Origin of the sequence: Salinisphaera hydrothermalis C41B8, from assembly GCF_000732535.1 — a bacterium.
Taxonomy (GTDB): Bacteria; Pseudomonadota; Gammaproteobacteria; order Nevskiales; family Salinisphaeraceae; genus Salinisphaera; species Salinisphaera hydrothermalis.
Window position 1 is genome coordinate 1 of record NZ_APNK01000050.1, and the last position, 18,279, is coordinate 18,279.

Genomic DNA, 18,279 nt, shown 5'->3' on the forward strand with positions numbered 1-18,279 from the left:
TCCAAGCTTAAGCCATGCGGTCACCGCCGCCTTTCACGCTTATCTGCGAAGAACCTTTTTTATAGGCAACCACCGGGGCATCCCCGAAATAGGGCGGATGGTCGTGTCGGGTCAAACTGCTAGACTCGGTCGCTACATGCCCAAGCTAGTGTCCACGGGCCCCGAATCCCTATGGCGAAAAACTCCGACGGTGGTAAGCGCAAGCCGCTGAAACTCAAGACCGGCTCTTTCGATCGTAACGCCGCGATGGCCCGCATGGGCATGATGGCTGGCGCATCGTTCGCCACGCATACCGTGGGCAATCTGTTTCGCAGCAAGGCGGACCGCGAGGCCCGCAACCGCGAGTTCTACGTCAAGCAGGCACAGTTCCTGGCCGACGAGCTCGGCCAGCTCAAGGGCAGCGTGATGAAGGTCGGCCAGATGCTGTCGGTCTACGGGCAGTATTTCATGCCGCCCGAAGCGATCGAGGTGCTGCGCAGCTTGCAGGACGACAGCCCGCCGGTGGCCTGGGAGGACCTGGAGCCGGTGGTGATCGAGCGGCTCGGCCGCAAGCGTCTCGACGAGCTCGAGATCGATCCGGAGCCCCTGGCCGCGGCCTCGCTGGGCCAGGTGCATCGCGCCCGGCGCAAATCCGACGGCCGCGAGCTGTGCATCAAGGTGCAGTATCCGCGCCTGGCCGACGCCATCGATTCCGACATCCGCACGTTGACCAATATCGTGCGCCTGGCGCGGCTGGTGCCCAAGGGCATGGAGCTGCACTCGGTGATGGAAGAAGTGCGGGAGATGATCTACCGCGAGGTGGATTACGATCGCGAGCTGCGCATGACGCGTGAATTCGGCCAGCGGCTGGCACACGATGACCGTTACGTCGTGCCGGAGGTCTTTCCCGAATACTCGACCGAAACCGTGCTGGTGACCTCGTTCGAGGCCGCCGATCACGTACAGAGCGAGCGCGTGAAGAATCTCGCCCAGGAGCGTCGCAATCATCTGAGCGAATCGGCGCTGGAGCTGTTTTTCCTCGAGTTCTTCAACTGGGGCATCGTCCAGACCGATCCGCATTTCGGCAACTACAAGATCCGGATCAACGACGACGGCAAGGACCAGTTCGTGCTGCTGGATTTCGGCGCGACCCGGGAATTCGCGCCGCGTTTCCTCGGCTCCTACTACGACACGGTGGCCGGCGCCTTCGAGGGCGATCAGGCCAAGCTCATCGACGGCGCCATCGGCATCAATCTGTTGCGCCGCGATTCGCCGCAGCGTGTGTTCGACGATTTCGCCAAGGTGGGCCTGCTCATTATCGAGCCGTTCCGCAAGCAGCCGCCGGCCGAGCTATCGACGCCGGACGGGCGCTATAAATGGGGCGAGTCGGATCTGTTCTGGCGCGTCTCGCGTGCGGTACAGGACGCCGCCATTTCCCGCTGGTTCCGTATCCCGCCGCGCGAGATCGTGTTTTTGCACCGGCGGCTCGGCGGTGTGTTCGTGCTGCTGTCGGTACTCGGCGCCGAGCTCAACGCCCACGATTTGCTGGCGGCCTATCTGTATCAGGAAAACGGGCGTATCCGGCCCGACGCATGACGCGTATCGCTATCAAGGACGATTCATGAAATTCCAGGAAACCTTCGACTTCGATTATCCCGCCGAAATCATCCTGCGGATGTTCGGAGACAAGGACTATTACCTCGCCAAGTACGAAAAGATGGGCGGCGAGGCGCCCGAGGTTCTGAGCAGCGAAAGCGGCGACGCTCGCTTCTCGATCACGGTCCGGCATGCGCTCGACGCCAGCCGTCTGAAGTTCCCGGACTTCGTCAAGAGCCGGATCGGTGACCAGCTGTATCTGCGCCAGACCGACGCCTGGCAGCTGGATGCAGGCGAGGGCCGGCTGGATATCGAAATCGAGCGGGCGCCGGTCGAGATCGGCTCGCGGCTGAACCTCACCGACGCCGGCAACGGCTCGCGCCTGGTGCTGGATTTCAACATCAAGGCCTCGGTGCCGCTGGTCGGCGGCAAGATCGAGAAAGCCGTGGCCGGGCCGATCAGCCGCCACGTGCAGAAGGATCTCACGCTGACCAACCGCATGGCCGCCGACTACGCCTGAGCGACGCTTGGCGCGGGCGCTCGTAGCAGACTACGAGCGTCCGCGCCCCAGCAGGTTCTTGAGTTCGTAGAGCTTGGCCAGCGCCTCGCGCGGCGTCAGATCGTCGCAGTCGAGCTCTTCCAGTGCCTCGTGGATCGGGTCGTGGTCCGGCTCCCGCGGCTGCTCCGGTTTCGGGGCCTCGAACAGGCCGAGCTGTGGGCTGGCGCTCTCGCGCGACGCACTCTCCAGCTCGGCCAGATGCTTCTCGGCTGCCCGAATGACCTTCTTCGGCACGCCCGCCAGCGCGGCGACCTGCAGGCCGAAGCTGCGCGAGGCCGGTCCCGGGCGGATGGCGTGCAGGAACGCGAGCTTCTGCTCGCCGCCAGCATCGGCATAATCCGCGACTTCGAAATGCGCGTTCTTCGACGCCGGCCAGTCGGCGGCGATCTGGGTCAACTCGAAGTAGTGGGTCGCGAACAGCGTATAGGCGCGATTGTGCGTGGCCAGGCGTTCGGCCACGGCCCGCGCCAGCGCCAGGCCGTCGTAGGTCGAGGTGCCGCGCCCGATCTCGTCCAGCAGCACCAGCGATTGTTCGGTCGCATGGTGCAGGATCTGGGCGGTTTCGCTCATTTCGACCATGAAGGTCGACTGCCCGGCCGATAGATCGTCGCCCGCGCCGATGCGGGTGAAGATCCGATCGAGCGGCCCGATGGTGGCTGAATCGGCCGGCACGAACGAGCCGATGTGGGCCATCAGCACGATCAGCGCCGTCTGGCGCATGTAAGTCGATTTGCCGCCCATGTTGGGGCCGGTGATCAACAGTACGCGCGTGTCGTCGTCCAGCTCGGTATCGTTGGCCACGAACGGGGCATCGGAGAAGCGCTCGACCACCGGGTGGCGCCCGCCGCTGATATGAATGCCGGGCGTCTCGGTCAGTCGCGGTGCGACCCAGCGATAATCCACCGCACAGCGCGCCAACCCGGCCAGCACATCCAGCCGCGCGAGGCCGTCGGCGATCGACTGCAGCCGCGACATGTGGCCCGCCAGTAGCTCGACCAGTTCGGTATAGAGCTGTTTCTCGCGCGCCAACGCTCGTTCGCGCGCGGACAGCACCTTGTCCTCGAAGGACTTGAGCTCGGGCGTGATATAGCGCTCCACGGCCTTGAGCGTCTGCCGGCGCTGGTAGTCGATCGGCGCCTTGTCGGAATGAGTGCGCCCCATCTCGATGTAGTAGCCGTGCACGCGGTTGTAGCCGACCTTGAGCGTGTCGACCCCGGTGCGCTCGCGTTCGCGTTTTTCCAGCTCGGCCAGATAACCGTCGGCGTTGGCCGAGAGCTCGCGCAGTTCGTCGAGGTTGTCGTCGTAGCCGTCGGCGATCACGCCGCCGTCGCGTACCACCACGGGCGGCGAGGCCACGATGGCCCGGGCCAGCAGGCCCGCCAGATCGTCGGCCGGGTCCAGCGCGGTATCGATGCCGGCGAGCAGCGGGGCGTCGAGGCCGGCCAGTTCGCTCTTCAGACCGGGCAAGCCGGCCAGAGCCGAGGCCAGGCCGGAGAGATCGCGCGGACGTGCGGTGCCGAGGGCGATGCGGGTGGCGATGCGTTCCACATCGGCCATGGCGCGCAGTTTGTCGGCAATCGGTACGTAGGCGCCGCGCATGAGTGTCTCGATCGCCTGATGGCGATGCGCCAGCATATTGAAGTTGCGCGTCGGTTCGGCGGCCCAGCGTCGCAGTGCCCGAGCGCCCATGGCCGTGGCGCAGCGATCCAGCAGGCCGATCAGGCTATGCTTGGTATCGCCGTTGGCGCTGGCTTCGATCTCCAGATTGCGCCGCGTGGGCCCGTCCAGGATCAGCGTGTCGGTGACGGCATAGGTCCGCATGGAGGCGATATGCGCCAGTGCGGTGTGCTGGGTGGCCTCGACGTAATCGATCAACGCACCGGCCGCGGCGATCGCACGCGGCAGGTCGCCGCAGCCGAAGCCGTCGAGCTGGGCCACGCCGAAGAATTCCTCCAGCTTGCGGCGGGCCGACACGGCATCGAACAGCCATGCCGGGCGCTCGGTACGCGCGGTCTCGGGCAGGTTGAACTGCAGCGTCGACTGGTCCGACACCACGACCTCGCTCGGCGACAGGCGCGCCAGCTCGGCCGACAGCGCGGCTTCGTCGGCCACTTCGGTGACCGCCAGATCGCCCCGCGCCAGTTCCAGCGCGGCGATGCCGATCGCGCGCTTGGCCGGGGCGATGGCCACGATCAGGTTGGCCGTGCGCGCATCCAGCAATGCATCGTCGGTGACCGTCCCGGGCGTGACCACGCGAACCACTTCGCGCCGGACCGGGCCCTTGGTCGCGCCGGGCGCTTCCATCTGCTCACAGATCGCCACCGACTCGCCGCGCGCGATCAGCCGCGCGAGATAGGACTCGGCCGCGTGATAGGGCACGCCGGCCATGGGAATCGACACGCCGCCGGATTCGCCGCGGGCGGTGAGCGTGATGTCGAGCAGCTCGGCCGCGCGATGCGCGTCGTCGAAGAACAGCTCGTAGAAATCGCCCATGCGGTAGAACACCAGCATGTGCGGGTACTCGTCCTTGATCGCCAGATACTGGCGGATCATCGGGGTGTGCTGGGCGTGGCGGGTCGCCGTGTCGCTCATGGGCTCTCGTCGTGGCTGGTGCATGGCGCGGACAGTCGCGGATTGTAGTCGGAGCGTGCCGGTTTCGCAGGACACGACTGGCATAATGGCCGTATGACGACGCTCTACGACCCCGATAGCGCGATTGCCGAGCTGGTGGAACAGCTTGCGACGCTGTTGCCGGCGCGCGATTTGCGCCTGGCTACGGCCGAATCCTGCACCGGCGGGCTGATCGCGGCCGCCTGTACCGACATCGCCGGCAGTTCGGCCTGGTTCGAGCGTGGCTATGTGACGTATTCCAACGCGGCCAAGCAGAGCGATCTGGGCGTGGCGGCGGCGCTGCTGGCCGACTATGGGGCCGTGAGCGAGCCGGTGGTTGCCGCGATGACGCAGGGTACGCTCGCGGCCGCGCCGGTCGCCGACTGGTCGATCGCCGTATCGGGCGTGGCGGGGCCGGACGGCGGCAGCGATGAAAAACCCGTCGGCACGGTGTTCATTGGCTGGCAGGCCCGCGGCGGTAAGCCGGATGTGGTGCGCTATCGGTTCGAAGGCGACCGCAGCGCGGTGCGGCGTGCGTCCGTTCTGGCCGCGCTGGTGGGCCTGCGCGAGCGGGTCGACGCCGACTGAACACGCGATGCCATGACGGCGGGCGATGAATCCAAACGCCAGCGCCTGTTCTTCGCGCTCTGGCCGCCGGCGGATGTGGCTGAACGTATTGCGGAAATCGGGCGCACACTTGATGGGCCGGGTGCTGTGGTGCCGTGCGACAAACTGCACGTCACCCTGGCTTTTCACGGGGCCTGCGATCCGGCCGGCCGCGACGCGCTGCTCGCGCGCGCCGAACATGTGACCATCGCGCCGTTCGATCTGGTATTCGATCGGCTCGACGGTTTCGACAAGCCACGGCTGATCTGGCTGGGCTTGTCTCGGCCGCCGGCTGCCTTGTTCGAACTGGCCGAATTTCTGCGCGCCGATACGCTTGATCCGCGCGCTTTCGTGCCGCATATCACCCTGCAACGCCGCGCCGGGCCGATCAGCGCCCGTCCGGTCGCGCCGATTGCCTGGCGCGCCCGCGAGTTCGTACTGGCCGAAAGCGGAGCCCGGGGCGTGCCCGGCGGCTATCGCATACTTGCGCGCTGGCCGCTCGCGGGCGAGGCTTGATGCCTTCCAAATATGAAATAATGCGGCCTGTACCCGACCATCAGCAGTTCGCTTTCCCCTGCGGAAGGCCTGCGTTCGATTCGAACGGACCCGATCACTATGGATGAAGATCGCAAGAAAGCACTCGCCGCCGCGCTGAGCCAGATCGAACGTCAGTTCGGCAAGGGCTCGGTGATGCGCATGGGCGATGTCGACAATTCCAACGTTGCCTCGATTTCGAGTGGTTCGCTGACGCTGGACATCGCGCTCGGTATCGGCGGCTACCCGCGCGGCCGCGTGGTGGAAATCTACGGCCCGGAATCGTCCGGCAAGACCACGCTGACGCTACAGGCGATTGCCGAAGCGCAGAAGGCCGGCGGTACCGCCGCGTTCATCGACGCCGAGCACGCGCTCGACCCGACTTATGCCGAAGCGCTGGGCGTGGATATCGAGAATCTGCTGATCTCGCAGCCGGATACCGGCGAACAGGCGCTCGAAATCGCCGACATGCTGGTCCGTTCGGCGGCCGTGGACATCGTGGTCATCGACTCGGTGGCCGCCCTCACGCCCAAGGCCGAGATCGAGGGCGAGATGGGCGATTCCCACGTCGGCCTGCAGGCCCGCCTGATGAGTCAGGCGCTGCGCAAGCTGACTTCCAATATCAAGCGCACCGGCACGCTGGTGATGTTCATCAACCAGATCCGCATGAAGATCGGCGTGATGTTCGGTTCGCCCGAAACCACGACCGGCGGCAACGCGCTGAAGTTCTACTCGTCCGTGCGACTGGACATCCGCCGCATCGGCTCGATCAAGAAGGGCGACGAGGTCATCGGCAACGAGACCCGCGTCAAGATCGTCAAGAACAAAATGGCGCCGCCGTTCCGCAAGGCCGAGTTCGAAATCCTCTACGGCGAGGGCTCCTCGCGCGAGGGCGAGATCATCGATCTGGGTGTGGCCAACAATCTCGTGGAAAAAGCCGGTTCCTGGTATTCCTACAACGGCGACCGTATCGGCCAGGGCAAGGACAATGCCCGTAATTTCCTCAAGAGCAACCCGGAAATCGCTCAGCACATCGAAGCCGCGCTGCGCGAGAAGTTGTTGCCGCCGAAGAAAAAGAAAGGCGAAGAGGCCGAAGCGGAAACCGCGACCGAAGGCGAGGGCGATCTGCTCGGCAGCCAGAGTGGTGGCAAGTCCAAGTCGTGATCGGCGCGTTCGGCTGAGGCCCGGCTAGGGCGTGTTGAGGTTTCGTGCGAGTCCGCGCCAAGCGCTGTTTTGCGGCAAGACGAGGCGTAGCGAACGCGGCGTAGTCGTTCTACGCGAGAGAGCGACAACGCTGTATTGCCGTCGTGTCGTTAATTTAAGGGCGCTTGTCCCTTCGGGTTGGGCCGCCCATAAAAAATTAACCAGGGGCGCCCGGCGGCGTTGCAAGCCTGGGTCGTGGCACGCCACGACACGGCGGCTCGCGCCTTGCCGGACACGATTTGCGGTCTCCAACGCGGCGCTCTCCCGAAACCTCAACACGCCCTAGAACGATACCGTGGCACCCGAAGCCGACGATCCGGACGCCGAACGGCTTGCCATCCGCAAGCGGGCGATGGACCTGCTGGCCCGGCGCGAGCATGCCCGGGCCGAGCTGGTCACCAAGCTCGCCAAGCGCGATCACGACGCCGACGAGATCGAGGTTGTGATCGACGAACTGGCGGCCGAAGGGCTGCAGTCCGATGCGCGCTATGCCGAGGCCGCCGTGGCGAGCAAATCGCGTCGCGGTATCGGCCCGGTGCGTATCCGGGCCGAACTGCGCTCGGCCGGTGTGGCCGACGCGGATATCCAGATCGCGCTGGATGAAGCCGAAATCGACTGGGACGCACTGGCCGAGGCCGCGCGCCGCAAGCGCTTCGGCGACGCACGGCCGGAAGACTTTCCCGCCAAGGCCAAGCAGATGCGTTTCCTGCAGCGCCGTGGCTTCGACGGCGATCAACTGGCGGCGGCGTTCGACGATTGACGCGTGCTCGCAGTGCGCGCCTGGGGAAAACCCCGGATATCGTCTTCGGTGGGGGCCGATGGCATGATCGAGGCGATCATTCCGGAGGGCTCGCCATGAAAGTCACCGCCGAAATCTGTGTCATCCCGCTCGGGGTTGGCGTGTCGGTATCGAAATACATCGCGGCTTGTGGCCCGATTCTCGAAGCCGCGGGCCTGAAACCTCAGCTGCACGCCTACGGCACCAACGTCGAAGGCGAATGGGATGACGTATTCGCGGCGTTCAAGGAATGCCACCAGACCATCCACGACCTCGGTGCGCCGCGGGTCCATACCTCGATCAAGGTGGGCACGCGCACCGATCGCGAGCAGAGCAACGACGACAAGATCGCCGCCGTGCGGGATCGCGGCTCGGCCATGTGATCGCTCGATCCGAAGCGCTCCGACGCACGTGCCGGGGTGGGGCATGAGCGCCGATTGCGGCCGGCGTCTGGAGGCTCGCGCTGGCGACGAATACGGCCCTGCGAACTGTGGCCTTCCAGCGCCCGAGTAGGGCGGATGGCTACGGTTTGCTAAACTGAAAGGCTATTTGTCGAGGGTCACCCGGAGACGCGTCCCATGATGACCACCAACGCGCTGCGTTCGCGTTTCATCGAATATTTCAAGGCCAACGAACATCGCTTCGTGGCATCGTCGAGCCTGGTGCCGGCGTCCGATCCGACGCTGTTGTTCGTCAACGCGGGCATGGTGCCGTTCAAGGATATGTTCCTCGGCATCGACCAGCGCGACTACAAGCGCGCGGTATCGGCCCAGCGCTGCGTGCGCGCCGGCGGCAAGCACAACGATCTCGAGAACGTCGGCTATACCGCGCGCCACCATACGTTCTTCGAAATGCTGGGCAACTTCAGCTTCGGGGACTATTTCAAGCGCGAGGCCATCCATTTCGCCTGGGAATTTCTCACCGGCGAGCTGGAGCTGCCCAAGGACAAGCTCTGGGTCACGGTCTACGAAGAAGACGCCGAGGCCGAGGCGATCTGGAAAGACGAGATCGGCATTCCCGAAGCTCGCCTGGCGCGCATCGGCGCCAAGGATAACTTCTGGCAGATGGGCGATACCGGTCCGTGCGGGCCGTGTTCGGAGATCTTCTACGATCACGGCGAGCACATCTGGGGCGGCCCGCCCGGCACGCCGGAAGAAGACGGCGATCGCTTCGTCGAGATCTGGAACCTCGTGTTCATGCAGTACGACCGCCAGCCCGACGGCACGATGGTCGATCTGCCCAAGCCCTCGATCGACACCGGCATGGGCCTGGAGCGCATCGCCGCGGTCATGCAGGGCACGCACGACAACTACGGCATCGATGTGTTCCAGACGCTCATGGCGGCGGCCGCCGAGGCTGTGGGCATCGAAGGCGAGCCGAGCGAGGCGCAGCTGCCGTCGCTCAAGGTCGTGGCCGATCATATTCGAGCGACCGCGTTTCTGATTGCCGATGGCGTGATGCCGTCCAACGAAGGCCGCGGTTACGTGCTGCGCCGGATCATGCGGCGCGCCATTCGCCACGGCTACAAGCTGGGCGCGACCGGCACCTTCTTCTACAAGCTGGTCGCACCGCTCAATGAACTCATGGGCGAGGCCTATCCCGAGCTGGATACGGCGCACCAGCAGATCGAGCGCGTGGTCGAGCAGGAAGAACAGCGCTTCTCCGAGACGCTGGCCCAGGGCATGAAGATTCTCGAGGATGCCATTGCCCACATGGCCGGTACCGAGATCCCGGGCGAAACGGTCTTCAAGCTCTACGACACCTACGGTTTTCCGGTCGATCTGACCAACGACGTCGCGCGCGAACGCGATCTGACGCTGGATAACGAAGGTTTCGAACGCGAGATGACGGCCCAGCGCGAGCGCGCGCGAGCGGCCAGCCAGTTCGGCGCCGATTATCACGCCAAGCTCGACGACGTCGGCGCGGCCACGGAATTCCTGGGCTATACCGAGGATGCGGCGGCGGCGCGGGTCGTATCGCTGCTGGTCGAAGGCGAGCCGGTCGATACGCTGGCCGAAGGCGGCCAGGGTGTGGTCGTGCTCGATCGCACGCCGTTCTACGGCGAGTCCGGCGGGCAGGTCGGCGATACCGGCACGATTGCCGGGGACGGCTTCCACTTCGTCGTCACCGATACGCAAAAGCAGAACGGCGTCTTCCTGCATTTCGGACACGTCGAACGCGGCACGGTGGTGCCCGGGGCGGATGTCTCGGCCAAGGTCGATGCCGCACGGCGCCGTGATATCGAACTCAACCATACGGCGACCCATCTGCTGCATGCGGCGCTGCGCGATGTGCTCGGCACCCACGTACGTCAGAAGGGCTCGCTGGTGGCGCCGGACCGGCTGCGCTTCGATTTCTCGCATTTCGAGGCGGTCACGCCCGAGCAGCTCGCGGCGATCGAGGCCCAGGTCAACCACAAGATCCGCGAGAACATCGAGGGCCGCATCTACGAGCGCAGCTACGACGATGCCGTGGCCGAGGGCGCCATGGCGTTCTTCGGCGAGAAATACGGCTCGACCGTACGCGTGGTGCGTTTCGGTGATTACTCGGTGGAGCTGTGCGGCGGCACGCACGCGCCGTCGACCGGCGCGCTCGGCTTCGTCAAGATCACCGACGAGCGCGGCGTATCGGCCGGCAACCGGCGTCTGGAGGCGGTCTCCGGCGGTTATGCGCTGGCCTGGATCCAGGACGTGCTGGATCGCCAGACGCGGCTTGCGAGCCGGCTCAAGGCTGCGCCGAGTGAGTTGGAAGACAAGCTCGATCGCCTGCTGGAACGCGTCTCCGGGCTAGAGAAACAGCTCGAGACCGCGAACCAGAAACTGGCCGCCAGTCAGGGCGACGATCTGGCGAGCTCGGCTGTCGAGGTCGGCGGCGCCCGTCTTGTGGTCAAGCGCATGGATGGCGCCGATCGCAAGACGTTGCGCGATACGGTCGATGCGCTCAAGAACAAGCTGGAGAACGCGATCGTGGTACTGGGCGCGGCCGAAGGCGACAAGGTCGCGCTGATTGCCGGGGTCGCCAAGTCGCAGACCGACCGGGTCGCGGCCGGCGATCTGGTCAACTATGTGGCTGGCCAGGTTGGTGGCAAGGGCGGCGGCCGACCCGATATGGCCCAGGCCGGCGGCACCGAGCCGGAAAAGCTCGACGCCGCGCTGGCCAGCGTGGTCGACTGGGTCGACGAGCGACTGACCGAGCGCGCGAACTAGAAGGGGCGGCGCGGTCGAGGGGCCGCTGCTGGCACTGCATCAATCCACGGGCGGCCGATGCCGCTCAGGACGAGGAAAAACGAATCCATGGCACTGATTGTCCAGAAATATGGCGGTTCTTCGGTCGGCTCGGTCGACAAGATCAAACGCATCGCCGAGAAGATCAAAGGCTATCGGGACCGCGGCGATCAGGTGGTCGTGGTGGTGTCCGCCATGGGCGGCGAGACCGATCGCCTCACCGAATTGGCGGGCGAACTTTCGGGTCGCCCCGTGCCGCGCGAAATGGATGTCCTGCTGTCCACCGGCGAGCAGGTGACCATCGCCCTGCTGTCGATGGCGCTGTCGCACATCGGCGTCAAGGCCCGTTCTTACACCGGCTGGCAGGTGCCGATTGTCTCCGATGGCCATCATTCGAAGGCCCGCATCGAGAAGATCGACGAAGACAACTTGCGCGCCACGATCGACGACGGCGCGGTGGCCGTGGTCGCCGGTTTCCAAGGCATCACCGGCGACGGTTCGATCTCGACGCTGGGCCGGGGCGGCTCCGACACCACGGCCGTGGCCCTGGCGGCTGCACTCAAGGCCGATGAATGCCAGATCTACACCGACGTCGACGGCGTCTATACCACCGACCCGCGCGTGGTCTCCGGCGCTCGCCGCCTGGACAAGATCACGTTCGAAGAAATGCTCGAGATGGCCAGCCTCGGCTCGAAGGTGCTGCAGATCCGTGCGGTCGAGTTCGCCGGCAAGTACGGCGTTCCGCTGCGCGTTCTGTCGACCTTCGAGGAAGGGCCCGGCACGCTGATCACCCTGGAGGAATACGTGGAAGAACCGATTATTTCCGGCATCGCCTTTACCAAGGACGAGTCGCAGCTGACCGTACTCGGCGTGCCCGACCGTCCGGGCATCGCCTATTCGCTGCTCGGCCCGATCGGCGAGAACAACATCGAAGTCGACATGATCCTGCAGAACGTGTCGGGGGACTCCTCGAGCGACTACACGCTCACCGACTTCACCTTCACCGTACACAAGCGCGATTACGAGACGGCCAAGGAACTGCTGGAAAAAGCGGCCCCCGGTGTCGGCGCGCGTGAGGTCACCGGTACGCCGGACGTATGCAAGGTCTCGCTGGTGGGCGTGGGCATGCGCTCGCACGCCAACGTCGCCGCGCGTATGTTCAAGGCGCTGGCCGACGAGAACATCAATATCCGCATGATCTCCACCACCGAGATCAAGATCTCGATCGTGGTCGAGAACAAGTATCTCGAACTGGCCGTACGCGCGCTGCACGACGAGTTTGAGCTCGACGAAGAGCCCAAGCGGGTCGAATCCGAGCTCACCCCGGCGGCCGATCAGTAAGCCAGGCCGCGTCATGACGGGCGTCGGCCGCAGCGCCGGCGCCTGCCGCTCTAGCGATTGGAAGGTTTTTCAAAAAAAGGGTTTACCCGAGGACATCGAGTCGCTATTATGCGCAGCCTCGATTGATCGCGGATGCATCGCACGGTCGCTTCATTCGAAAGTCGCTTTGTTCGACGAATCGACGCAAAGGGCTGTGTAAAAAACGAAGCCTTCGCGTCGAACGAGACAGAGATTTTTGGAGAGGTGGCCGAGTGGTCGAAGGCGCTCCCCTGCTAAGGGAGTAAGGGGTTTATAGCCCCTTCGAGGGTTCGAATCCCTCCCTCTCCGCCAGAACAAAAAGTTAAGCGCCCGTAGCTCAGTTGGATAGAGCGTGCGGCTACGAACCGCAAGGTCGGGAGTTCGAATCTCTCCGGGCGCGCCATGCAAGAAAGGCCCTCCAGATTTGGAGGGCCTTTTTTATTGCTCATTACTCATTTCGAACGCCCGACAAATCAACAAGTCGAGTTCGACGACCGCGCGCAGCGCGGGCGAACGGGGCGGCGCAAGCCGCACCGGCCCCGAAGGGGTGAGCGGCGCAGCCGCGAATAATCTCTCCGGGCGCGCCATGCAAGTAAAGGCCCTCCAGATTTGGAGGGCCTTTTTTATTGCTCATTACTCATTTCGAACGCCCGACACATCAACAAGTGGAGTTCGACGACCGCGCGCAGCGCAGGCGAACGGGGCGGCGCAAGCCGCACCGGCCCCGAAGGGGTGAGCGGCTCAGCTGCGAATAATCTCTCCGGGCGCGCCATGCAAGAAAGGCCCTCCATAGTTGGAGGGCCTTTTTTTGTTGGCTTTCGACTCAAAAATAACAAGTCGAATTGTTTCCGAGCTACATCCCGTGCTTGATGCCGCGCTTGATCAGCCACCAGTTCGCCGGATAAGCCGTCGCGAAACCGATGATCATCGCGATCTGCATCATGAACCAGAATGTCGCCGAGGCCACATGCGGTTCTGCGGGTAGGAAGACCTTGAATGACAATGCGATGAAGCCGAACATGCCGATTTCGAATGCCACGAGCGACAGCGTATCGGCCTTGATGGCGTTGATGAACGCACGGAACGGGTTCGATTCGCCCATGCTCATCATCGGAATCATCTGGAAGGCGATGCCGAACAGATAAGCAGCGAAGAACTCGCCGACGAAATGGCCGAGCAACAGCGAGCCGGCGACCGTGAAACCGACAATCGACACGATCGGCGCCGCGATCGAATCCCCGAGCACACAGCCGCCGGCGCAGTGGGTCACGCCCACCAGCGTGCTCTGCCATTTCGGCTTATGAACATGCCCGCCCGCTTCGGCATCGGGCCGGCCGAGTTTCTGGTAGACCCACCATCCGAACACCGGCGTGAACAAACCGTTGACCGGCCAAGTGACATTCATGATCTTCATGGGCTGTGGATGGCGGATCACGTCTCGCAGAATGGCCAGGCCGGTTCCAACGCCCAATAGCACAAATATCCACGCAATGATTTCAAGTGTTTCCACGGGTTGCTCCTTCTTTGCACCGGTTGGTGCTGCCGCAAGATCGATGAGCGTTTAAAACGCGATCTTGGTTTGACAGCACTCAGACCGAAGAGTAAGTTTTCGAGCACATCCTAACCCACCCCCACTGGGGTGGATCAATCCGTGGAGGCCCTGATGACCAAGCTGAAGATCGAAGGCATGAGCTGCCAGCACTGTGTCAAGAGCGTCGACGAGGCGCTTTCGGAAGTGCCCGGCGTGGATCGCGTCGTTGCGGTTCGTCTGGACGAGGGCGAGGCCGAAGTCGAAGGCTCGGCCGACCACAACGCCCTGGTCGCAGCCGTCGAGGAAGAAGGCTACGACGCTCGCGTCGTGCAATGAGCGATATCGAGCCGGATGAAACCCGTCTGGCTCTGGATCCGGCTGTGCGTGACGACGCGCGCAGCCGGCTTCGATCCATTCGGGGGCACGTGGACGGCGTGCTGCGCATGCTCGAACGCGATGATGTCTATTGCGTGGATACGCTCAAGCAGATCAAGGCGGTCAATGGCGCGTTGGCCAAGACCGGTGACATGATCCTGCGCTGCCACCTGAAACATCATGTCGTGACCGCTCATCAGCGTGGCGATGACGATGCGATCGTGGCCGAGCTCATGGATATTCTGAAATACCGCTAACGCGGGGGAGGCCGATATGAGTCAGGATACAATCCGAGACTTCGATTTCGGCGTCGACGGCATGACGTGCGGCGCCTGCGTGGCCCGTGTGGAAAAGAAACTCAAGAAGGTCGAAGGTGTTCAGGACGCCTCGGTCAATCTGACGACCGAGCGAGCCAAGGTTTCACTGGATACCAGCGCCAACGATGTCTCCGCTTTGTTCGACTCGGTGGCCTCGGCCGGCTATGGGGCCCATACTGAAACGCTCGAATTCAGAGTCGATGGCATGACCTGCGGCGCCTGCGTGTCGCGCGTCGAGAAAAAATTGAGCAAGCTCGAAGGCGTGCTCGAAGCCACCGTGAACCTGACGACTGAACGGGCTCGCGTGGCGTATGTGCCGGGGCTCGTCGATCAGCCGGAACTTTTCGAGAGCGTCGAAAAGGCGGGCTACACCGCGGTCGCACTCGACGACGAAGCTGCGGCGGATGACGACGCGCCCAGCGAGGCTGACCGGCTCAAGAAAGCGGTAACGCTGGCGGCCGCCTTCACGATTCCGCTGTTCGCCATCGCGATGCTGCATGACGTGCCGTCGATCGCGGGCGCGATGGACCGGCTGTTGCCGGCCCAAGCCTGGACCGTCATCGAACTGCTGCTCACGCTACCGGTCCAGTTCTATGCGGGCTGGCGTTTCTACACGCTCGGCTGGGGCGAGATGAAGCATCTCGCCCCGGGCATGAACAGCCTGGTGATGCTCGGCTCGAATGCGGCGTTCTTTTATTCGCTGGTGGCCTTGGTGGTCCCCCAGATTTTCCCCAGCGGCACGGCGCATACCTATTTCGATGCGGCCGGCATGATCGTCACGCTCATTCTGCTCGGTCGCTATCTGGAAGCCGTAGCGAAGGGCCGGACCTCGCAGGCGGTCCAGGGGTTGATGAAGCTTCAATCCAAGACGGCGCGCGTGAAGCGCGGCGGCGAATGGACCGAGGTCGATCTCGAACAGGTCGCCAAGGGCGATATCGTGTCCGTTCGGCCCGGCGAACGCGTGCCGGTCGACGGCACGGTACGCTCGGGTGAGAGCTATATCGACGAATCCATGATCTCCGGCGAGCCCGTGCCGGTGGCCAAGCAGGCCGACGATGATGTCGTCGGCGGCACCGTGAACCAGAACGGCACGCTCGAAATCGAGGCGACCAGCGTCGGTGGCGATACCGTGTTGTCGCAGATCATCCGCATGGTCGAGGAAGCCCAGGCCGAGAAGCCGGCGATCCAGGCGATGGCGGACAAGATCGCCGGCGTGTTCGTGCCGATCGTGATGGCGGTTTCGGCCGCGACGTTCGTCGGCTGGCTGATTCTGGGGCCGTCGCCCGCGCTTGCGCTCGCATTCGTGGCCGCGGTGTCTGTGTTGTTGATTGCCTGCCCCTGTGCCATGGGGCTGGCCACGCCGACCGCGATCATGGTCGGCACCGGCAAGGGCGCCTCGATGGGCGTGCTGTTCCGTCGCGGCACCGCGCTTGAGCAGCTGGCCGGTATCGATACCGTGGTGCTGGACAAGACCGGCACGTTGACCGAAGGCGCGCCGGCGCTGACCGAGCTGGAGACGGCGAACGGGTTCGAGCGGGCCGACGTACTGGCCAAGGTGGCCGCCGTGGAAGCGACCAGCGAACACCCGGTGGCTACCGCGATCGTCAAGGCGGCCCGCAGCGAAGACATCGCGCTGTCCGAGGCGAGCGAGTTCCAGGCCCACACCGGCTACGGTGTGGAAGCCACGGTCGACGGGCATCGGGTCCGGATCGGGGCCGCGCGCTATATGGACAGCTTGGGCATCGATACCTCGTCGCTGGCCGATCGATCCGATGCACTGGCGCGTGCGGCCAAGACACCGCTGTTCGCGGCCATCGACGGGCAGCTGGCGGCCTTGATCGCGGTGGCCGATCCGGCGCGGGGCGAAGCCAGGCGCATGGTGAAAGCGCTGCACGAGATGGATCTGTCGGTCGCCATGCTCACCGGCGACAACGAAGCGACGGCCCGGGCCATCGCCGAAGAGCTCGGCATCGATACCGTCGTGGCCGGCGTCATGCCGGATGGCAAATCCGACGAGATCAAGCGGCTGCAGGGCGAGAACCAGTCGGTCGCGTTCGTGGGCGACGGCATCAACGATGCGCCGGCGCTCACGCAGGCCGACGTGGGCATCGCCGTCGGCAGCGGCACGGATATCGCCATCGAATCGGGCGACGTGGTATTGATGCGGGCCGATCTGTCGGGCGTGGTCAACGCGATCGCGCTGTCGCGGCGCACCATGCGCACGATCCGCATGAACTTCGGCTGGGCCTACGGCTACAACGTGCTGCTGATCCCGCTCGCGGCCGGGGCCTTGTTCCCGTTCACGGGCTGGCTGCTCAACCCCATGATCGCCGCCGGGGCGATGAGCATTTCCAGCATCTTCGTGCTGACCAACTCGCTTCGGCTCAAGCGCTTCGAAGCGGCACTGGAGCCGAGCCGGGGGGCGCAGCCGGAGGCTCCCCGGGCCGAGTCGGCATCCAACGAGGCGCCGTATAACGAAGCGGCTTGATTGTTCGATAAGCGCGCATCGTGATGGCCCAGACGACATTTGTTCGACTGGGCCATTTTTTGTTGTGCGGTCAGTCTACTCTGTATTCGGCCGACCACGCCACATGCGTTTCAGCACATCGTCTTTTCGGACAAAGTGGTGATATAGCGCACCGGCGATATGAATGCCCACGGGGGCCAATACGATCCACCAGCCTGTGAACGCATGCAGCGCACCAAGCGTTTCGCCGACGTTCGCCCCAAACGAAACGAAGGCTGGAATCGAAAACAGTCCGAAAAATGGGACCGATTGCCCATGCGAGGTGAGCATCAACATGCCGAAGAGGGGTTGGGCGATGACGATGACGTAAATGACAAGATGCACTAATCGGGCTAAGACGCGCTGCCAGACTGGATCCATCTCTAGCGAAGGCTTGGGCTGGGTGAGACGCCAGACGATCAAAATCAGGCCGAATAATAGGATCAGTACCCCGATTGACTTATGAAGCATCATCGCCGTTTCATGAAATCCACTGGACTGGTGTGCGTGTTCGTGATGCTCACTCCCGTGCTCCGGTGCGATCCAAGTAAAAACGAAGATAAGCGAAAACTGCGCGAAAATAAGAAGTGCAAGTAGCCAGTGCAGATATCTGCTAATCACCCCATAGGATGCACTCGAATCTTCCATAGTATACCTCGGGCGGATGATATCGGGTAGCGCGGATGGCGACTGGATACGCCATCCGCGCGCTATTTCAGGATCGCTCTTCGATCCGTTGCGGCCAGCGATAGGCAACCATAAATGTTAAAAATATCACCGCGTAAAGCACCGCGTTGCCGAACATATTGCCCGTCATGCCGGTTTGTCCCATGGCTGTGTACGGGCCACCAAACCCTTCAGCAGTGGACCAGATCGCGAGGGAATAAAGAAACCCAACCGGCAATAATAGGCGAAGGAAGCGGCCGGTGATGAGGCTCCAGGCCAGCACCGCCTCCAGCAGCGAAGCTAATACAGCAAATAACACGGGGCCGATCAGCGTAATCAGGCTGATCCAAGCCTCGGTATAGGCCGACAGCCAGGGAGATATGCTCGAAAGTGGTGTACGCGGGAGTTTGAATTAGGCGGCGTATCCGGCTGGAAT

General features: G+C 63.8%; 16 protein-coding genes and 2 tRNA genes. 14 read left to right on the forward strand and 4 right to left on the reverse strand.

What is annotated here, in order from left to right:
* Nucleotides 1–171: 171 nt before the first annotated feature.
* Nucleotides 172–1,575, forward strand: a complete 1,404-nt coding sequence (locus tag C41B8_RS18050) for an ABC1 kinase family protein (RefSeq protein WP_037341447.1) — start codon at nt 172–174, stop codon at nt 1,573–1,575.
* 25 nt (nt 1,576–1,600) lie between these two features.
* The gene (locus C41B8_RS18055; RefSeq protein WP_037341449.1) at nt 1,601–2,095 is read left to right on the forward strand and encodes a DUF2505 domain-containing protein; all 495 of its coding nucleotides are present in this window, start codon (nt 1,601–1,603) and stop codon (nt 2,093–2,095) included.
* A gap of 30 nt (nt 2,096–2,125) precedes the next feature.
* On the opposite strand, the gene mutS is transcribed toward C41B8_RS18055, so the two are convergent.
* A complete protein-coding gene (gene mutS, locus C41B8_RS18060; protein ID WP_037341450.1) occupies nt 2,126–4,726 on the reverse strand; it encodes a DNA mismatch repair protein MutS in 2,601 nt (866 codons plus the stop codon).
* A gap of 93 nt (nt 4,727–4,819) precedes the next feature.
* Here mutS and C41B8_RS18065 point away from each other — a divergent pair, with 93 nt between their 5' ends.
* The 9 genes from C41B8_RS18065 to C41B8_RS18105 all read left to right on the forward strand — a co-directional run bounded on the left by C41B8_RS18065 (nt 4,820) and on the right by C41B8_RS18105 (nt 12,851).
* Nucleotides 4,820–5,332 carry a CinA family protein gene (locus C41B8_RS18065; RefSeq protein ID WP_037341452.1) on the forward strand — a complete coding sequence of 171 codons (513 nt, stop codon included), beginning with the start codon at nt 4,820–4,822 and terminating at the stop codon, nt 5,330–5,332.
* A 12-nt stretch (nt 5,333–5,344) separates the two neighbouring features.
* On the forward strand, nt 5,345–5,866 hold the full coding sequence (gene thpR, locus C41B8_RS18070; protein ID WP_037341454.1) for an RNA 2',3'-cyclic phosphodiesterase: 522 nt from the start codon (nt 5,345–5,347) through the stop codon (nt 5,864–5,866).
* 99 nt (nt 5,867–5,965) lie between these two features.
* A complete protein-coding gene (gene recA, locus C41B8_RS18075; RefSeq protein WP_037341456.1) occupies nt 5,966–7,048 on the forward strand; it encodes a recombinase RecA in 1,083 nt (360 codons plus the stop codon).
* A 334-nt stretch (nt 7,049–7,382) separates the two neighbouring features.
* Nucleotides 7,383–7,847, forward strand: a complete 465-nt coding sequence (locus C41B8_RS18080) for a regulatory protein RecX (RefSeq protein ID WP_198025287.1) — start codon at nt 7,383–7,385, stop codon at nt 7,845–7,847.
* A 95-nt stretch (nt 7,848–7,942) separates the two neighbouring features.
* Nucleotides 7,943–8,248: an MTH1187 family thiamine-binding protein gene (locus tag C41B8_RS18085; RefSeq protein WP_037341457.1), complete on the forward strand. Its 306-nt coding sequence runs from the start codon at nt 7,943–7,945 to the stop codon at nt 8,246–8,248.
* 198 nt (nt 8,249–8,446) lie between these two features.
* Nucleotides 8,447–11,071 (forward strand): alanine--tRNA ligase, encoded by a 2,625-nt coding sequence (alaS, locus tag C41B8_RS18090; RefSeq protein WP_037341469.1) that lies wholly within the window; start codon nt 8,447–8,449, stop codon nt 11,069–11,071.
* A gap of 87 nt (nt 11,072–11,158) precedes the next feature.
* A complete protein-coding gene (locus tag C41B8_RS18095) occupies nt 11,159–12,430 on the forward strand; it encodes an aspartate kinase (protein ID WP_037341459.1) in 1,272 nt (423 codons plus the stop codon).
* Nucleotides 12,431–12,667: 237 nt separating this feature from the next.
* Nucleotides 12,668–12,760 (forward strand) — tRNA-Ser (locus tag C41B8_RS18100).
* A 14-nt stretch (nt 12,761–12,774) separates the two neighbouring features.
* A tRNA-Arg gene (locus C41B8_RS18105) sits at nt 12,775–12,851 on the forward strand.
* 450 nt (nt 12,852–13,301) lie between these two features.
* Here the strand turns inward: C41B8_RS18105 and C41B8_RS18110 are convergent.
* The gene (locus tag C41B8_RS18110; protein WP_037341461.1) at nt 13,302–13,958 is read right to left on the reverse strand and encodes a DUF4396 domain-containing protein; all 657 of its coding nucleotides are present in this window, start codon (nt 13,956–13,958) and stop codon (nt 13,302–13,304) included.
* 153 nt (nt 13,959–14,111) lie between these two features.
* Between C41B8_RS18110 and C41B8_RS18115 the strand changes: the two genes are divergently transcribed.
* The 3 genes from C41B8_RS18115 to C41B8_RS18125 are packed head-to-tail and all read left to right on the forward strand — an operon-like array spanning nt 14,112 to nt 17,159.
* Nucleotides 14,112–14,315: a CopZ family metallochaperone gene (locus C41B8_RS18115; protein WP_037341471.1), complete on the forward strand. Its 204-nt coding sequence runs from the start codon at nt 14,112–14,114 to the stop codon at nt 14,313–14,315.
* A complete protein-coding gene (locus C41B8_RS18120) occupies nt 14,312–14,611 on the forward strand; it encodes a metal-sensitive transcriptional regulator (RefSeq protein ID WP_037341463.1) in 300 nt (99 codons plus the stop codon). Before C41B8_RS18115 ends, C41B8_RS18120 begins: the two co-directional genes overlap by 4 nt.
* Nucleotides 14,612–14,627: 16 nt before the next feature.
* Nucleotides 14,628–17,159 carry a heavy metal translocating P-type ATPase gene (locus C41B8_RS18125; protein ID WP_084189189.1) on the forward strand — a complete coding sequence of 844 codons (2,532 nt, stop codon included), beginning with the start codon at nt 14,628–14,630 and terminating at the stop codon, nt 17,157–17,159.
* Between the two features lie 75 nt (nt 17,160–17,234).
* Here the strand turns inward: C41B8_RS18125 and C41B8_RS18130 are convergent, their stop codons facing one another.
* Together C41B8_RS18130 and C41B8_RS18135 are read right to left on the reverse strand one after the other, a co-directional pair.
* Nucleotides 17,235–17,825 carry a cytochrome b gene (locus tag C41B8_RS18130; RefSeq protein ID WP_037341465.1) on the reverse strand — a complete coding sequence of 197 codons (591 nt, stop codon included), beginning with the start codon at nt 17,823–17,825 and terminating at the stop codon, nt 17,235–17,237.
* 67 nt (nt 17,826–17,892) lie between these two features.
* The gene (locus C41B8_RS18135; protein WP_051883757.1) at nt 17,893–18,162 is read right to left on the reverse strand and encodes a hypothetical protein; all 270 of its coding nucleotides are present in this window, start codon (nt 18,160–18,162) and stop codon (nt 17,893–17,895) included.
* Nucleotides 18,163–18,279 lie beyond the last annotated feature (117 nt).

What these genes read in the sequence shown, in the direction of transcription:
- C41B8_RS18050 (WP_037341447.1), top strand. Translation starts at nt 172, where the DNA reads ATGGCGAAAAACTCCGACGGTGGTAAGCGCAAGCCGCTGAAACTCAAG.
- C41B8_RS18055 (WP_037341449.1), top strand. Translation starts at nt 1,601, where the DNA reads ATGAAATTCCAGGAAACCTTCGACTTCGATTATCCCGCCGAAATCATC.
- mutS (WP_037341450.1), bottom strand. Translation starts at nt 4,726, where the DNA reads ATGAGCGACACGGCGACCCGCCACGCCCAGCACACCCCGATGATCCGC.
- C41B8_RS18065 (WP_037341452.1), top strand. Translation starts at nt 4,820, where the DNA reads ATGACGACGCTCTACGACCCCGATAGCGCGATTGCCGAGCTGGTGGAA.
- thpR (WP_037341454.1), top strand. Translation starts at nt 5,345, where the DNA reads ATGACGGCGGGCGATGAATCCAAACGCCAGCGCCTGTTCTTCGCGCTC.
- recA (WP_037341456.1), top strand. Translation starts at nt 5,966, where the DNA reads ATGGATGAAGATCGCAAGAAAGCACTCGCCGCCGCGCTGAGCCAGATC.
- C41B8_RS18085 (WP_037341457.1), top strand. Translation starts at nt 7,943, where the DNA reads ATGAAAGTCACCGCCGAAATCTGTGTCATCCCGCTCGGGGTTGGCGTG.
- alaS (WP_037341469.1), top strand. Translation starts at nt 8,447, where the DNA reads ATGACCACCAACGCGCTGCGTTCGCGTTTCATCGAATATTTCAAGGCC.
- C41B8_RS18095 (WP_037341459.1), top strand. Translation starts at nt 11,159, where the DNA reads ATGGCACTGATTGTCCAGAAATATGGCGGTTCTTCGGTCGGCTCGGTC.
- C41B8_RS18115 (WP_037341471.1), top strand. Translation starts at nt 14,112, where the DNA reads ATGACCAAGCTGAAGATCGAAGGCATGAGCTGCCAGCACTGTGTCAAG.
- C41B8_RS18120 (WP_037341463.1), top strand. Translation starts at nt 14,312, where the DNA reads ATGAGCGATATCGAGCCGGATGAAACCCGTCTGGCTCTGGATCCGGCT.
- C41B8_RS18125 (WP_084189189.1), top strand. Translation starts at nt 14,628, where the DNA reads ATGAGTCAGGATACAATCCGAGACTTCGATTTCGGCGTCGACGGCATG.
- C41B8_RS18130 (WP_037341465.1), bottom strand. Translation starts at nt 17,825, where the DNA reads ATGGAAGATTCGAGTGCATCCTATGGGGTGATTAGCAGATATCTGCAC.